15 protein-coding genes are annotated in these 15579 nt (G+C 44.6%); 14 read left to right on the top strand and 1 reads right to left on the bottom strand.

All coding sequences use genetic code 11. The features are described 5' to 3' along the window. Nucleotides 1-17 precede the first annotated feature (17 nt). The 14 genes from ACZ1GZ_RS06065 (at nt 18) to ACZ1GZ_RS06000 (ending at nt 12667) form a co-directional block, all read left to right on the top strand. Nucleotides 18-2249 carry a peptidase domain-containing ABC transporter gene (locus ACZ1GZ_RS06065; protein ID WP_472667579.1) on the top strand — a complete coding sequence of 744 codons (2232 nt, stop codon included), beginning with the start codon at nt 18-20 and terminating at the stop codon, nt 2247-2249. A 143-nt stretch (nt 2250-2392) separates the two neighbouring features. After that, on the top strand, nt 2393-3715 hold the full coding sequence (locus ACZ1GZ_RS06060; RefSeq protein WP_472667578.1) for an HlyD family type I secretion periplasmic adaptor subunit: 1323 nt from the start codon (nt 2393-2395) through the stop codon (nt 3713-3715). Nucleotides 3716-3924: 209 nt separating this feature from the next. Then, nucleotides 3925-4227, top strand: a complete 303-nt coding sequence (locus tag ACZ1GZ_RS06055) for an urease subunit gamma (RefSeq protein ID WP_472667577.1) — start codon at nt 3925-3927, stop codon at nt 4225-4227. Between the two features lie 28 nt (nt 4228-4255). Continuing rightward, entirely contained in the window at nt 4256-4561 is a 306-nt protein-coding gene (locus ACZ1GZ_RS06050) for an urease subunit beta (protein ID WP_472667576.1), read from the top strand. Then, on the top strand, nt 4558-4947 hold the full coding sequence (locus tag ACZ1GZ_RS06045) for a lysozyme inhibitor LprI family protein (RefSeq protein ID WP_472667575.1): 390 nt from the start codon (nt 4558-4560) through the stop codon (nt 4945-4947). The genes ACZ1GZ_RS06050 and ACZ1GZ_RS06045 overlap by 4 nt, the downstream gene beginning before the upstream one ends. Before the next feature lie 78 nt (nt 4948-5025). Further along, nucleotides 5026-6738 carry an urease subunit alpha gene (ureC, locus tag ACZ1GZ_RS06040; protein ID WP_472667574.1) on the top strand — a complete coding sequence of 571 codons (1713 nt, stop codon included), beginning with the start codon at nt 5026-5028 and terminating at the stop codon, nt 6736-6738. A gap of 10 nt (nt 6739-6748) precedes the next feature. Beyond that, nucleotides 6749-7045, top strand: coding sequence for a putative quinol monooxygenase (locus tag ACZ1GZ_RS06035; protein WP_472667573.1), 297 nt, complete (start codon nt 6749-6751; stop codon nt 7043-7045). Nucleotides 7046-7058: 13 nt separating this feature from the next. Further along, on the top strand, nt 7059-7277 hold the full coding sequence (locus ACZ1GZ_RS06030) for a DUF6500 family protein (RefSeq protein WP_472667572.1): 219 nt from the start codon (nt 7059-7061) through the stop codon (nt 7275-7277). Further along, complete coding sequence (locus ACZ1GZ_RS06025; RefSeq protein WP_472667571.1) at nt 7274-7741, top strand: urease accessory protein UreE; 468 nt, start codon at nt 7274-7276, stop codon at nt 7739-7741. The genes ACZ1GZ_RS06030 and ACZ1GZ_RS06025 overlap by 4 nt, the downstream gene beginning before the upstream one ends. Beyond that, nucleotides 7734-8396: an urease accessory protein UreF gene (locus ACZ1GZ_RS06020; protein WP_472667570.1), complete on the top strand. Its 663-nt coding sequence runs from the start codon at nt 7734-7736 to the stop codon at nt 8394-8396. The genes ACZ1GZ_RS06025 and ACZ1GZ_RS06020 overlap by 8 nt, the downstream gene beginning before the upstream one ends. Before the next feature lie 39 nt (nt 8397-8435). Next, complete coding sequence (ureG, locus tag ACZ1GZ_RS06015) at nt 8436-9047, top strand: urease accessory protein UreG (RefSeq protein ID WP_472667569.1); 612 nt, start codon at nt 8436-8438, stop codon at nt 9045-9047. A 238-nt stretch (nt 9048-9285) separates the two neighbouring features. Continuing rightward, the gene (locus ACZ1GZ_RS06010; protein ID WP_472667568.1) at nt 9286-10323 is read left to right on the top strand and encodes a TRAP transporter substrate-binding protein; all 1038 of its coding nucleotides are present in this window, start codon (nt 9286-9288) and stop codon (nt 10321-10323) included. Between the two features lie 89 nt (nt 10324-10412). Next, complete coding sequence (locus ACZ1GZ_RS06005; protein ID WP_472667567.1) at nt 10413-11216, top strand: TRAP transporter small permease subunit; 804 nt, start codon at nt 10413-10415, stop codon at nt 11214-11216. 2 nt (nt 11217-11218) lie between these two features. Next, nucleotides 11219-12667: a TRAP transporter large permease gene (locus tag ACZ1GZ_RS06000; protein ID WP_472667566.1), complete on the top strand. Its 1449-nt coding sequence runs from the start codon at nt 11219-11221 to the stop codon at nt 12665-12667. Between the two features lie 62 nt (nt 12668-12729). Here ACZ1GZ_RS06000 and amt read toward each other — a convergent pair whose 3' ends face one another. After that, nucleotides 12730-15330, bottom strand: a complete 2601-nt coding sequence (gene amt, locus ACZ1GZ_RS05995) for an ammonium transporter (RefSeq protein WP_472667565.1) — start codon at nt 15328-15330, stop codon at nt 12730-12732. Nucleotides 15331-15579 lie beyond the last annotated feature (249 nt).

Genomic DNA, 15579 nt, shown 5'->3' with positions numbered 1-15579 from the left:
AAGCGGTGGGATCTGATATGGCAAAAACACTTCAAGATGTAGAAAAGGGCATGAATGCGAATACGCTGCTCGAAAATGCCAACTCCATTCAGCATTCATTGACTAAAGTTTATAACGCCTATGATCGTGCTGATAATAACTGGAATGACAAACAGCTCAGCCCAGCGGCAAACTGTATCGGACCTCTTCTTAATCTGCTCGAATGGGTTGGATCTGCCCGTCAGCTCAAAGAAGTCATGCCGCATTTCGACACGCTTCACACTGTGGATGACTTGCGAAGCCTACTTGTTCGGATCAATTACAAAACTCAGAAAAAAGACCTTGCAATCAACCAGATTAGCCAATCGTTTCTTCCTGCAATTTTGCTAGGTGAAGACGATAAAGATGTGATGATTGTCATTGATATTGCTGATAACGGGCAATTGCTTATTTACAACGGTAAATCTGAAAAATTTGAGTATAAACAGATAACAAGCGAACTTATCACGCTATATACTGTTGAAAAATTCGATCCAATCGAAGCAAATGACAATGAGAGTAAGCATGGATGGTTCCAATCCATCTTATCACGCTTTAAAAACCTGTTCACCCGCCTCTTTGTTTTAACGTTTGCAATAAATATCTTAGATTTCGCCGTACCGTTTTACATCATGATGGTTTACGACAAAGTCATTGGGACCAAGTCAGTGACCACCTTGATTACTTTCGTTGGTTGTTTGGTCGTTGCTATTGCTGCAGGCATGATTTTGCGACACATCAGAGCCCAAACCATTGCTTATCTTGGAGCACGGGTTCAGGGTTTAGTCACGCTCGCAGCGTTTAAGCAAGTGTTGAGTTTACCCATTTTGATGAGTGAAAGCGCCCGAGCCAGTGAGCAATTATCGCGCTTTAAGCAGTTTGTCGGTATTCGCGATCTATTTATGGGCCATTTGGGCAGCGCAATCCTTGATGCACCATTTATATTGGTGTTCTTGGCAGCTATTTTCGCTATTGGCGGAAATTTGGGTTTCTTATCGCTTGCACTTTTAACACTCTACATCATTGTTGCAATTGGATTAATGCCTGTGGGCACGCGCATTATGCGCAAATCCGCTGAACATAAGAAAAATCATAAAAACTTCGTTGTTGAAACCGTTGAAAAACACTCCACAATCATTGAAAACAACGCGCAAAAACTTTGGATTGAGCGAGAAAGCGAACTTTCAGGCAAATCCCTTATCGCTCAGTTTAAAGCACAGCAATTCCAGGCTATTCAGCAAAATATTTCTCAGCTTCTGGTGATGGTGACTGGCATTTTAACCATTGGCTTAGGTGCCGGTATGGTCATTGAAGGTGATTTATCAGCGGGCGCGTTAATTGCGCTGGTCACGCTGATCTGGCGCCTGTTATCTCCGATCCAAACTGTTTTCCTTGGCATGGGCCGAATTAACGCAACCGTAGGCACATTCAAGCAAATCAACAATTTGATGCGACTTCGATCTGAAAAAGTTGAAAGTAAACGCCCCAATATTTTGCGCCAATTCTCGGGCCAAATCACGCTCGACAAGGTTGCATTTAAACACCAAACAGCCCAGACACCGAGTATTTATAATTTATCGCTGCAAATTAAACCGCGAGAGTTTATTGCCATTACAGGAGATTCTGGTGCTGGCAAATCAGTGCTTTTGAAATTAATGGCTGGACTTTACACACCCCAGGTCGGGGTGGTTGCTGCAGACGGGCTCAATTTGCGCCAGATTGATTCCTATCAATATAGACGCGCGATCGGTTACGTCGGTCAACAAGCAGATTTTTTTCATGGGACAATTGCCCAAAACTTGATGTTTGCAAACCCCGTTGCAACATTGCGCGAACTTGAACATGCTCTTGATATGGCAGGCGCGCGCAAGACAGTCGAAGAATTACCCGAAGGTATTGATACACGCCTTACGGCCGCGCTCCAACGAAAACTAACTAAGAGCTTTTCCAGCCAGTTATCGCTAGCACGTGCCTATTTATCAAATAGTTCAATTTATATGTTTGATGATCCGGGAAGTGATCTTGATCCAGTTGCGGACAAACGTTTTATCACCACATTGAAGGTGCTACAGCGAAAAGCAACCGTGATTTTGGTAACGCAACGCCCAAGTCATATGTATCTAGCTGACCGCTTAATCCTTCTGCAAGCAGGACAAATGGTGGCGGATTCAGCACCAGATGAGTTGGTTCCAAAAATATTAAATGCCGCACAGTCTGCTAAAGTTAGCTGATTATTAACGATACTTGCGGTAAAAATACTAAAAGTAGCATGTGATTTTTGGGGTTAATCTAACTAACTACTGATTTACCCCTGTAAGCTATAAAATATTTAGGTGCGATGAATGCGCTTATCATCAAGTGAGATTGAACGAAAGTGCAGATTAGGAAAAGCGAAGTTTCTGGAAACTCCTTTATCCTGCCGGCTGAATTAGACGATGATAAATCAATCATTGTTATGGGCAGGCGGGCTAATCTTTTGTGCTTATTATTTGTGGCCGCAATCGTGTGGTCGATATTTGCCCCAATTGACGAATTAGTTATTGCCAATGGTGAAATCATCCCAACGGCAAATGTGACTTCTATTGAACACCGTGAAGGTGGCATTGTTGATGCTGTTTTGGTGAAAGAGGGCCAGAGCGTCAAAGCAGGCGACACACTCATTTTGCTTAATCCAACGTCTACCGAGGCGGATTTTGGGCAAGTTGAAATTCAAGCCATCTCATTAGAGCTCCGTTTGAAGTCTTTAGAGGCCCTAGCCAATGAGCGTGCACCAGACTTTGGAAATATCGGACGAGAATATCCTGATTTACGCGAGAAAGAAAAAATCGCCCATGATGCGCGCGCTTCGCTTTTGCAAAAAGAGCTCGCCAATCTTGAAACCGGCAAAGCGCTAAAACGGCTTGAGGCGAATGCCTATGAGAGCGAAGTAAAAAGCTTAAAGCGGCAATTGACCATTGAACAAGAACGACACGATAGTTTGCAATCGCTCCTAAGAGCCGGACATGTTTCCCGTAAAGAATATCTAGATGCCAAAGCCAGCCTTGAGCGAACAAATCAGAGCATTGAAAGCGCACTTGGTCAGCAACAAGTTGCTGAACTTCAACTTGAAGAAGCGGGCCGCGTGATTGAAAGCAAACTTGCGCAAGAGAAAAAATTATTAGGTGAAGAGCAGGCAAACGTCTTATCAGAACTTGCCCAAGCGCGTGAGCAACTTAGCAAACAGCAAGACCGCACAGAAAGATTATTCATCAAATCACCAATCGATGGAGTTTTGCAAGAAGTTGTTCAAAAGGCAAAAGGCGAAGTGATCGGTTCTGGAGAGCTCATTGCGCGGGTTGTTCCTGCTGAACGCCAGATCGTTGCGGAAGTACGCGTTGACCCTTATGACATTGGTCATATCAAAGAAGGTGACAATGCAGAAATCAACATTTCAACTTTTGATCCAAGTATCTTCGGGACAGCATCGGGTAAGATAGCGGTTCTGTCTCCGACAACTTTCATAACTGAGCAAGGTGAGCCGTATTACAAGGCCGTTATTGACCTCAATGACAACTTTATCGGAGAAGACCAAAGCAAGCGATACCTTCATGCCGGTATGGTGGTTGATGCGAAAATCAAAACAGGTTCGAAATCGCTAATGCGATATATGCTAAAACCAGTGCTTAAATCATTCAGCGCATCATTCTCTGAACGCTGAGTCACATAAGGTACTTGCATATTTTATCCCATTTTGTTTGATGTAACTGGCAAGATATTTGCTTGTATACTTTTTGGTGGGAGCCGCTTTGATACAATTGCACAATTATTGACCGGAAAAGATGTCGATCTCTTGCGCAACTGATTAATTTTTGTTCAACTCGCCACGTAAACATTAATGTCAGGCAATCGTGTAAAGACGGAATACGAATGAATTTATCTCCAAGAGAAAAAGACAAATTACTAGTTGCTATGGCAGCTATTGTTGCTCGAAAACGTTTAGAACGTGGCGTAAAGCTTAATCACCCAGAAGCAATTGCTTTGATCACAGATTTTGTGGTTGAAGGTGCCCGCGATGGCGCGTCCGTAGCTGAGCTTATGGAACAAGGTGCACATGTCATCACGCGCGAGCAAGTCATGGAAGGCATTCCAGAAATGATCCATGATATTCAGGTTGAAGCAACCTTTCCAGATGGGACAAAGCTCGTAACAGTTCACGAACCCATTCGCTAAAACTAAATCTGCATAAAGGACATGCGTTATGATACCTGGTGAAGTCATCACTCAAGACGGCGAGATTGTTTTAAACGATGGTTCAAATGCCATTACTTTAAAAGTAGCTAATTCTGGCGACCGACCTGTTCAGGTTGGATCTCACTATCACTTTTATGAAACAAATGCAGCGCTACAATTTGATCGCGAACAAACGCGCGGAATGCGGTTAGATATCGCAGCTGGAACCGCTGTGCGCTTCGAACCCGGTCAGGAACGCGATGTAACGCTTATTCCGGTTGGCGGTGCGCGTGAGATCTATGGATTTAATCAAAAAATCATGGGTAAACTATGATCAGAGGCAGGATTTTGCTTTGCTGTTCTCTTGCTTTGGCAGGATTATCCAATCCTGCGCAAGCGCAGGATTGGGATTGTTCCAATGCTGGTGATCTACCTCAGCAAGGTATGAATTTTTGCGCTGCTCAAGATTTTCATAAAGCAGATGCTGCATTAAACGCAGCATGGTCATTGCTCCGCAAAGATGCCATCAAACGAAGCGATGGGCATGATCCATTACTAATTGGACAGCGAGCCTGGATTAATTACCGCGATAGCCAATGCGAAGCTGAATCTCTCGCATTTGAGGGCGGTTCATTACAGCCATTTATCAACGCCTCATGTCGCGCGCGCGTCACACGCGATCGAACAGAGGAATTGCTGCTAATGGAGCGGTATCGTTGAGCAACCTTTTTATATACACAAACACCTGCATGAACCATGCGGTAATCTATAATTTCAAGCCTATTCGGGGACACATCAATGCCAGCTAAAATAACACGTTCTGCCTATGCCGATATGTTTGGCCCAACAACAGGTGACAAGGTTCGTCTCGCCGATACTGAATTATTCATTGAGGTTGAGAAGGACTACACAACCTATGGCGAAGAAGTAAAATTTGGCGGCGGCAAAGTGATCCGCGATGGTATGGGGCAAAGCCAGATCGCAAGACAGGATGGCGCTGTGGATACGGTTATCACCAATGCGCTCGTTGTTGATGTCACCGGAATTTACAAAGCAGATGTTGGTCTAAAAGACGGTCGAATTGCAGCCATCGGTAAAGCTGGTAACCCGGACACGCAAAGCAATGTTGACATCATTGTGGGCCCAGGCACAGAAGCCATTGCCGGTGAAGGTAAAATTCTAACAGCAGGTGGTTTTGATAGTCACATACACTATATCTGCCCGCAACAAATTGAAGATGCATTAATGTCGGGTCTAACCACCATGCTCGGCGGTGGAACAGGACCAGCGCATGGCACATTGGCGACCACTTGTACGCCTGGACCGTGGCATATTGGACGCATGATCCAATCTGCAGACGCTTTTCCAATGAACTTGGCATTTGCGGGTAAAGGCAATGCATCAGTGCCTAAAGCGCTGGAAGAGATGATCCTAGGTGGTGCATGTGCGCTTAAACTTCACGAAGATTGGGGCACAACACCGGGTGCAATTGACAATTGTTTGAGCGTTGCAGACAGCTACGATGTGCAGGTGATGATCCACACAGATACGCTCAACGAATCCGGTTTTGTGGAAACATCGTTGGGCGCTATGAAAGGCCGAACTATTCATGCCTTCCACACAGAAGGTGCCGGTGGTGGTCACGCGCCTGATATCATCAAAGTGTGTGGTGAAAGCAATGTATTGCCAGCTTCAACTAACCCGACACGGCCTTACACCGTCAATACTCTGGCAGAGCATTTGGACATGTTGATGGTGTGTCACCATCTTGATAGCGCGATCCCTGAAGATATTGCGTTTGCCGAAAGCCGGATCCGAAAAGAAACCATTGCTGCGGAAGATATTTTACATGATATGGGCGCGTTTTCGATCATCGCATCTGACAGCCAAGCCATGGGTCGTGTTGGCGAAGTGATTACACGCACATGGCAAACTGCTGATAAAATGAAAAAACAGCGTGGTTCTTTGCCGGAAGAAAAAGGTGATAATGATAATTTCCGCGTTCGCAGATATATCGCAAAATATACAATCAATCCTGCAATTGCTCATGGAATCTCGAAAGAAATTGGTTCGATTGAAGTGGGTAAACGTGCAGATTTGGTTCTATGGAACCCTGCATTCTTTGGTGTAAAACCTGACATGATCGTCATGGGTGGTTCAATTGTAGCAGCACCTATGGGCGATCCAAATGCATCAATTCCTACACCACAGCCTGTTCATTATCGTCATATGTTTGGCGCTTATGGGAAAGCGGTTGAACATTCCGCAGTGACGTTTGTATCTCAAGCGGCTCACGAAGCGGGTCTACGCGAAAGCTTAGGTGTTGCAAAACAACTGGTTCCTGTTGAAAACACGCGCGGCGGCATCTCAAAAGCTGATCTTTTGTTGAATAATGCAACGCCAGAAGTTGAAGTTGATCCCGAAACATACGAAGTAAGAGCTGATGGTGAGCTTCTCACCTGTGAACCTGCTGATGTGCTACCTATGGCACAACGGTACTTCTTATTTTAGGGATATTTTTATGATCTATCTGATCGCAACTTTGAAAGTTAAACCTGGCAGTCAAGAGACACTAAAAAAATTGGTGGCACCTTGCATTGAGGGCACTCGCAAAGAAGCTGGCAACATTTCTTATGATTTGTTTGAAAGCATGACAGAGGAAAACACGCTGACTTTTGTCGAACGTTGGGAAACACAGGAAGCCGTTGATAACCACTTTACTGAACCGCATTTTCTTGCGTGGCGCGAAGCGGCATCTGAATATTTTCTCGACAGAAAAATTGAGGTCATCACGCCTCAAGATGTTGTCGTGAAATAGCAGACGTTCAATCATGCGTGCAGAGCTTAGAACTAAAATTATTGATGTTTGTAACACCAAGATTGAACAGAAAGGCGAAAATGTTGGTTTGTCATTTTATGCCTTTTTCGCCAATAAGAATTCAGATCCTGATTTATTGATGGAAGCTGCTACTTGGTGGATTAAAACGCACGAACTTGACCACTTTGAGAAAGCGGTGAAAATTCGTGATATAATTAAGACAATGCCATGATAACAGCCAACCAAACCACGTTTAAATTTGATAAATCTGACGACGTCATCACGCTTGATGAAACCGCACGACACCGCCGTCGCATGAAGATGAAATCAGATAGTGGCATAGAGTTCTTGCTTGATTTACCTGAGGCGAAACTCTTACGCCATGGTGAAGGTTTGGTTCTAAGTGATGGGCGTATCGTTGAAGTTTGCGCCGAACCGGAAGCGCTTTTTAAAGTTTCAGGTCAAAGCGCCCATCATCTATTGTCACTTACCTGGCAATTGGGCAATCGTCATCTACCGACACAGATTTTTGAAAATTATCTGCTCATACGCGCTGATCATGTGATTAAGGATATGCTCCTTGGGTTGGGTGCAGATATTGAGGAAATATCAGCTCCTTTTGACCCGGAAGGTGGCGCCTATTCAGGTGACCATGCGCATTCACATCACCATGGTGGTCACCACCATCATGACTAATAACAATACCTCACTCTTAAGATTGATGGCTTGGCTTTCACCTGTATTTCCTATCGGCAGCTTTGCTTATAGTGCAGGTCTTGAACATGCCAGCAAAGCCGGGATCGTGACGCATAAAGACAATTTGTCTGAATGGTTAAGTGATGTTTTTAACCTCGGCAGCACATGGAATGATGCCGTGTTTTTTGCAAATGCATTTAAACAAGCCAAGAACCAAGTTGGTCTTTCTGAGATCGCTAGCTTGGCAGAAGCTATGGCCAGTACAAAAGAAAGACATCAGGAAACCATTGCTCAAGGAGCTGCATTTTTAAAGGCAGCCGATGCGTGGGATATGCAAAGGTCTCAACTACCAAATCAGTGCGCGCTACCAATTGCAGTGGGTGCAAGATGTGCAGATGCTGATATTGAATTGGCACCAGCTCTGTTAGTTTTTCTTCAGGCCTTTTTGAGCAATCAGTTACAAGCTGCCATTCGTTTATCCATTATCGGACAAACAGATGCATTACAGATTTTAGCGCAATTCGAGCCGAGATTAATTGAACTGGCAGAACGTGCGGAACAAACAACTTTAGATGACTTGGGTAGCTTTACAATTACAGCTGACATTTCATCGATGCGACATGAGACTATGCAATCACGGATTTTTCAGTCTTGATGGCACTCGGTACGAACATAAAAATTGGAGCTGGCAATCATGGCTAAAGGAAACGGTCCGTTACGAGTTGGAATTGGTGGTCCTGTTGGGTCCGGCAAAACGACATTGACAGAAAAATTATGCAAAGCGATGCGAGATGAATATTCCGTCGCTGTTGTGACCAATGATATTTATACGCGTGAAGATGCAGAAGCTTTGATGCGCATGCAAGCGCTACCATCTGATCGAGTTGTCGGTGTGGAAACCGGCGGGTGTCCTCACACGGCCATACGCGAAGATGCGTCGTTAAATCTACGAGCCATTGATCAATTGTGTGAAACACATCCAGATCTCGATGTTATTTTTATTGAATCAGGCGGGGACAATCTTGCCGCAACTTTTTCGCCTGATCTCGCAGATTTGACTATTTATGTTATTTCCGTTTGTCAGGGTGAAGAAATTCCCCGCAAAGGCGGTCCAGCGATCACACGTTCAGATCTATTGATCATCAATAAACAGGATCTTGCACCACATGTTGATGTGGATTTAAGTGTTATGGAACGCGATGCGAAGCGTGTGCGAGCAAATGACAATCATATATTTACCGACATGAAACGCGGGAATGGCACTAATGATATCGTCAATTTTCTGGTCGATAATGGCGGTCTATAACCGCTTAAAAGTGCTTGCACCAACCTCCCCCTAAAATCTCGAATTGATAGAAGCTTCTAATTTAGGGCTTCACATAACTGTATTTATGTATACATTGTTCGTACCGAAACCATAATCTAGTCGGTATTACTACGGATTGATTATTGATATTGGTAATTTTAGTTTACCAATCATCAATTTTGATTGAGGATTCAAATTGATCCAAATTTTAAAATCGTGATTTCTTTGGGAGGAACACATGAAAAAAACATTACTCGCGGCCGTCGCAAGCACAGCACTGATGATGGGCTCAGCGTCCGCTCAGCAGAGCTTGGAAATGACTTCGTCATTTGGCCAAAACTTGCCTATCCTTGGTACAGCAGCTCTCGACTTCGTATCCAAAATCAATGGTATTTCTGAAGATGTTGAGTTTGAGCATTTCGACCCAGGTAAACTTGTTCCTACTCTAGAAGCACTTGATGCGATCTCTAATGGTTCTGTTGATGCAGGTTATGCAACATCAGGTTACTGGCAGGGCAAGATCACTGCAGCATCACTCTTTGCAGCTGTGCCATTTGGCCCAGAAGCTGGTGAGTTCATGGGTTGGGTTTTATATGGCAATGGCGGCAAGCTATGGCAGGAAATGTATGACCAAGCAGGTTACAACGTTGTTGCAACACCATGTGGCGTTATCGCTCCTGAAACATCAGGCTGGTTCAAAAAAGAAATCAACACATTGGACGACCTTAAAGGTCTGAACATGCGTTTCTTTGGCCTTGGCGCGAAAGTTATGGAACGTCTAGGCGTATCCACTTCACTTCTTGGTGCTTCTGACATCTTCCCAGCTCTAGAGCGTGGCGCTATTGATGCAACTGAGTTCTCAATGCCTCGTATTGATGCGCGTTTGGGCTTCCACAAAATTGCGAAGTACAACTACTTCCCAGGTTGGCACCAACCATCAACATTGTTTGAGCTTTTGATCAACAAAGATGTTTATGATGAGCTAACAGATCGTGCGAAAGAGCAAATCAAAGTTGCTTGTCTTGCAAACATCACAACAAACTTGGCTGAAGGTGAAGCTACAAACTACGCTGCAATGGTTGATAACACTGAAAACAACGGTGTGACAATCAAACAGTGGAGCCCTGAAATCCTAGCTGCATTTGAAGAAAACTGGAATGCTGTGGCTGAAGAACTAGCTGCAGAAGACGAGTTCTTCGCGAAAGTGTGGGCTGACCTTGCAGAATATCGTAAAGGTTATGCGGTTTGGTCTAAGAGTATCTACCTTCCTCGCTAATATTTAGCACATGACTTAGAGGGCGGCTTTTTCTTAAATAAAGTCGCCCTTTCTGTATGAAATTGGCAAGCTCATTTTAGGAGAATATCATGCCTGACCGCACGTTGGATGTCGTGGAAGTTGCAGCAAAATCAATTGCAATTAGCGACCCCGGTGATCGTAATAAAGAAGAACATCTGTGGGGTGACCGCCTTGTTATTGGCGTTGGCAACGTTGTTGCATGGATCTTCCCGATCTTGATGGTCGCAATTGTTACGCAAGTCATTATCCGTAAATTTGGGCATAACCAAGCGTGGCTAGATGATGCGCAATGGTGGCTTTATGGCTTTGCGATGCTGACAGCATTTGGCTATGCCATCACAACCGAAAGCCACGTGCGCGTTGATATTCTTCACCAAAATTTTTCAAGAAAGAAGAAATCCCGCATTGAAGTCTTTGGGCTTGGTTGGCTGTTATTACCTTTCTTAGGCATTATGATGGACGTTATGATGCATTATGGCTGGGCGTCTTGGGTCGCGGGTGAAGGCTCCGACAGTGCGAACGGCCTCCACATGCTTTATCTGCTGAAGCTTTCACTGCCTGTGTTGTTCTTCTTGGGTATCATCGCTGCTTGGTCAGCTATGGTGAGGCATGTCGGGAAGTTTACCGAGGTGCGCTTCTGGAAGCTCATCATCGCAGCATTTCCATTTATGGTTTTCGCAGCAGAACGTGTTTTCTACTACGGTTCATGGTGGTTTGTCAGACTAACCAATTCAGAAATCCAAGATCGCCGTATCTCGCGTGAACCGCTGCTTGAAGCATCAACCTATTATGGTTTTGCCATCTTGGTGGCGATATTTGTGATCAGCTTCTTCATTGCTCGCAACAAAAACAATAATAAAGAGGCAGCATAATCATGGAAATCTTGTCCCTCATCGGAACTGTATTAAACATGAACCAATTCCTGGTTCTGATGCTTTTCCTTACATTTATTTTCATGCTGTTTCGCGGCATTCCCGTTGCTTTTGCGCTTGTGGGCGTTGGCCTATTGTTCGGCATTCTCGGCGAATTTGTGCTTGATCCCAATGCCAAAGCCATTTCGCAATACATTGATTTTGATCGTACGCGCATAACCTATAAAAAGCTCTTTGCCATTTCGGGGCGCTTCTTTGGTGGGGTGATTAAAAACCCTGTGCTTGTGGCATTGCCGATGTTTATCTTTATGGGCTTAATGCTTGATCAATCAGGTGTTGCGCAGAAAATGATGAAGGCGATGCAAGCCTTGTTCGGATCACTGCGCGGTGGTTTAGCGCTTTCTGTTATGCTGATCGGTATTATTCTTGCTGCTTCAACAGGCGTCATTGGCGCATCTGTTGTGTTGCTCGGCGTTATGGGCATTCCAACCATGATGAACCAAAATTACAGCAAGGAGATCGCAACCGGCACAATTGCCGCGTCCGGTACTTTGGGTATTTTGATCCCGCCATCTATTATGCTGGTGATTATGTCCGACCAATTGGCGATCAGCCTTGGCGATCTATTCATGGGTGCACTATTCCCTGGTCTTATCCTTGGTGGTTTATACATTGTGTTCATCATCATCTACGGGATTTTGAACCCTAAAGCGATGCCATTGCCGGAAAACAGAGAACCTGTTTCTATGAAGGTGATTGCTGATGTTGCTTTATCGGTTGTCCCACCATTGCTGTTAATCCTGTTGGTTCTTGGTTCGATCTTCTTTGGCCTTGCGACACCAACGGAAGCCTCTGGTCTTGGTGCAATGGGTGCAACATTGCTTGCTTTAGCTAGCAGAAATCTAAACTTCAAAGTCTTTAAAGATGTGATGCGCCAAACGCTTAATACATCAGGTTACATCGTCGGCATCTTCATCGCGGCAAGTTTCTTTGCCTTTATCTTGCGCCGCTACGGTGGTGATGAAATCATTGAAAACTTGGTGACAGGTGCATCTGACAACCCATATGTGGTGATTGGATTTATCCTATTTATCATCTTCTGTTTGGGCTTCTTGCTCGATTGGATCGAGATCACTTTGATCATCATGCCGCTCATGTTGCCCGTTGTTCTGGCGCTGGATCTTCCGATAGAAGGATATGGTGTCGTGGATAATCCATCTGTTGTGTGGTTTGCGATCCTTGTAGCGGTAACACTACAGACCTCGTTCTTAACCCCGCCGGTTGGATTTGCGCTCTTTTATCTTAAAGGCGTGTGCCCTCCGGAGATAACGCTTGGGCATATTTATCGCGGTATTATCCCGTTCGTGCTGGTTCAATTGTTGGGGTTGGGGATTGTGTTCTACTTCCCCGAATTATCGACCTGGCTCCCGGCTATCGCCTACGGAAACTAAAATAAAAAAACCCGCTCCAACCGAGCGGGTTTTTTCTTGGTTTATTATTCTGTGTCGCTAATTTACGCTGCTTTTGAATCCGCTGTTACCGCGTTGGTATCAAAGTGCGAAACATCATTGTGAAGTGCAGCAGAGAAGTTTCGCAACAAGCTCGTTACTTCAGACGTTTTGCGTGCCTCACCGAGCGTAGATTGCATAAGCTCTTCAATATCATCAACCAAATGTTTGATGGCAGATATATTCTGCGTATCGGCTTTGGAAGCTTCGCTGATTTGAGAAATGATCTGAGCTGAGTTTTGTGCAACATCGGTGATCTGACCGAGAGAGTTCTTGATCTCATCCATGACGCTTACACCGCCTTTGATCAAGACGTCATTTTCCTTCATGATGCCGCCAATCTCATGTGACAGATCTGCAACTCGTATCGATAGATCGCGAATCTCTTGCGCTACAACCGCGAAACCTTTTCCAGATTCTCCCGCACGTGCTGCTTCAACCGCCGCATTTAGCGCAAGAATGTTAGTCTGGAATGCAACATCATCAACCAACTCAATGAACTTTTGGGCCTTCTCAGATGATTCCTTAATCTGTTCCATGCTTTGCATTGCCATGCCGGCTTTCTCATGCGAGAGCTCAGATAGTTTACTGGTCTCTGTAGCCGCTAGTGACGCATTTTCAGCGTTTTTAGCAGTGCCGTAAATTGCCGATTCCATCTCAGTAAGCCTTTGTGTGGATTCATTAATCTTTGCACCTTGGATTTCAGACTGACTGCGGACCTTTGAAGCTGTTTCATCAAGCTGTCCTGCAGATCCATCAATTTCTCGCGAACTTGAACTAATCGTTTGGATAACCTTTGTCATTTTTGAGGTCGCTTCGTTATATGAATGTCTGATATCTGCAAAATCACCTTGTGCGTCTTGCATATCAACTGTTTTTAAGCGGCCATTTGCCAGTTCTGACAAAGAAGTTTTCATATCCCCAACAACATTTGATGTCGCATCGAGCAAACCATTAAGACCTTCTGAAATTGTCTTAATCACTCCGGTTTTACCGTCAAGATCCATACGCCCTTGAAGCTGACCATTTCTTGCAGCTTCAATGATTTTAGAAATCTGCATAACCGCCTGCTTTTCTTGTTCAGCATATGCAGCTCGTTCCGCAGCATCGCGGCTTTTAGCTTTTTCCTCATCTTCTAAATTGTTCAAAAGTAAGTTAAAGAGCTCTGCCAGTTCACCCGCTTCATCACCCGGTTCGACTTTAAGGCGCGTGCCAAGATCCGCGTCCCCTGTTACAAGCGTTGCCAGAACTTTTTGCAATTCACCTGTTCCCAAAGAAGCGCCATGTTCTGCCACATTGAGCCCTTCATGCTCTTCTTCTTCTGTCACACGAAGACCAACCAATAGATCAACTGCTTTAAAGACGATAAATGCTAATGGGAATGCCCAAGCAAATGCGACTGCAACGCCTTGTGCTTGCACTAAGAACTGATCCCAGCGTGTTGCTGCAATCAAATTCTCCTGCGTGGCAAACAATGCCACAAGCAATGTTCCAACAACACCACCAATACCGTGAACAGAAATCGCACCAACGGCATCATCTAGTTTGAAGACACGCAGCATAACCTCTTCGCTAACGACCACGCACATACCGCAAATCAAACCGATGATTGCTGCGCCTTGTGGATCAACTGCAAAACAACCAGCTGTAATACCTACCAAACCACCAAGTAGTCCGTTGATTGAGCGTGTGGGGTTATACAATCCATCATAAAAGCGACCGATGAACATAGCTGCAATCCCGCCAAATGCAGCTGCTATGACTGTATTCGCCACCACACGCGCAAAGTCTGGTGTTCCAGCTGTCGTTGAACCACCATTAAACCCGATCCAACCGACGAGCAGCACAATCGCACCTCCCGCGGATAGAACTGTTGAGTACCCTTGGATTTCAATCGGCTTACCATCTTTGCCGAACCGCCCAAAACGTGCACCCATTACAACGATCCCAGCTAGACCAACCCATGCACCAACTGAGTGCACCACTGTGGAACCAGCGAAATCAATAAAACCTGCATCTGCGAGCCAAGCAGGGTTGTCACCAATAAGCAAGTTACCCCATGCCCAGTGACCAAATACTGGGTAGATGAGTGCTGCAATTACAATTGAAATTAACAGATAACCACCAAATTTCATTCGTTCAGCAACAGCCCCTGAAACAATAGTTGCTGCTGTGCCGACGAATACCGCCTGGAAAACAAAGAAGGTATAAGGCCATTCGTCCATTTTATCGAACATGCCAAGTTCGGAAACATTCCCGATCCAACCACTTTCGCTGACACCGAACATCAAGCCAAAACCAAACATGTAAAATACAACAACGGCTAAAAAGAAATCGGAAATATTCTTTTGAGCAACGTTAATGGAGTTTTTTGACCGCACCATTCCTGCTTCTAAAAGTAGAAAACCGAATTGCATCATCAGCACGAGCGCTGCTGCTGTCATCGTCCAAATATGATCTGAATTTGTTTGTTGCGCATCAATTTGCGTCTGTAGTTGCGCTGCCCAGTCAGGAAGTTGTTCCGCTGCAAAAGCTGTATTGGCGGAAACAACACCTAATAACATACACATTGTAAGAAACGAAAATTTAAAAATGGAAAAATACATTAGTCCTACCCAAGTCCATTATTAATGACATGCAAAAGCAGGCTACGGCATCATACCAGTGTGAAAACACACCCCTTAACTGTAGTTATCTAGTTTAAGTCTTAATTAACCGTGAAATTACGGCGATCGATTTGGTGAAAAATGAGACAAAAACACCCAAAAAATATCAAAAAACAACCATAAATAATTACTGGTATACTAGTTCAATTTTTACTAAATATTTTTTTTGATTTTTTATTGAAGATAGGC

This window comes from Lentilitoribacter sp. JB5-8 (genome assembly GCF_055693385.1).
This window is presented reverse-complemented; position numbering and strand designations above follow the sequence as displayed.

Bases quoted from the DNA above. Each gene is read 5' to 3' on its own strand.
- ACZ1GZ_RS06045 (WP_472667575.1), top strand. From the start codon at position 4,558: ATGATCAGAGGCAGGATTTTGCTTTGCTGTTCTCTTGCTTTGGCAGGA.
- ACZ1GZ_RS06030 (WP_472667572.1), top strand. From the start codon at position 7,059: ATGCGTGCAGAGCTTAGAACTAAAATTATTGATGTTTGTAACACCAAG.
- ACZ1GZ_RS06025 (WP_472667571.1), top strand. From the start codon at position 7,274: ATGATAACAGCCAACCAAACCACGTTTAAATTTGATAAATCTGACGAC.
- ACZ1GZ_RS06000 (WP_472667566.1), top strand. From the start codon at position 11,219: ATGGAAATCTTGTCCCTCATCGGAACTGTATTAAACATGAACCAATTC.
- ACZ1GZ_RS06005 (WP_472667567.1), top strand. From the start codon at position 10,413: ATGCCTGACCGCACGTTGGATGTCGTGGAAGTTGCAGCAAAATCAATT.
- ACZ1GZ_RS06055 (WP_472667577.1), top strand. From the start codon at position 3,925: ATGAATTTATCTCCAAGAGAAAAAGACAAATTACTAGTTGCTATGGCA.
- ureG (WP_472667569.1), top strand. From the start codon at position 8,436: ATGGCTAAAGGAAACGGTCCGTTACGAGTTGGAATTGGTGGTCCTGTT.
- ureC (WP_472667574.1), top strand. From the start codon at position 5,026: ATGCCAGCTAAAATAACACGTTCTGCCTATGCCGATATGTTTGGCCCA.
- amt (WP_472667565.1), bottom strand. From the start codon at position 15,330: ATGTATTTTTCCATTTTTAAATTTTCGTTTCTTACAATGTGTATGTTA.
- ACZ1GZ_RS06065 (WP_472667579.1), top strand. From the start codon at position 18: ATGGCAAAAACACTTCAAGATGTAGAAAAGGGCATGAATGCGAATACG.
- ACZ1GZ_RS06050 (WP_472667576.1), top strand. From the start codon at position 4,256: ATGATACCTGGTGAAGTCATCACTCAAGACGGCGAGATTGTTTTAAAC.
- ACZ1GZ_RS06010 (WP_472667568.1), top strand. From the start codon at position 9,286: ATGAAAAAAACATTACTCGCGGCCGTCGCAAGCACAGCACTGATGATG.
- ACZ1GZ_RS06035 (WP_472667573.1), top strand. From the start codon at position 6,749: ATGATCTATCTGATCGCAACTTTGAAAGTTAAACCTGGCAGTCAAGAG.
- ACZ1GZ_RS06020 (WP_472667570.1), top strand. From the start codon at position 7,734: ATGACTAATAACAATACCTCACTCTTAAGATTGATGGCTTGGCTTTCA.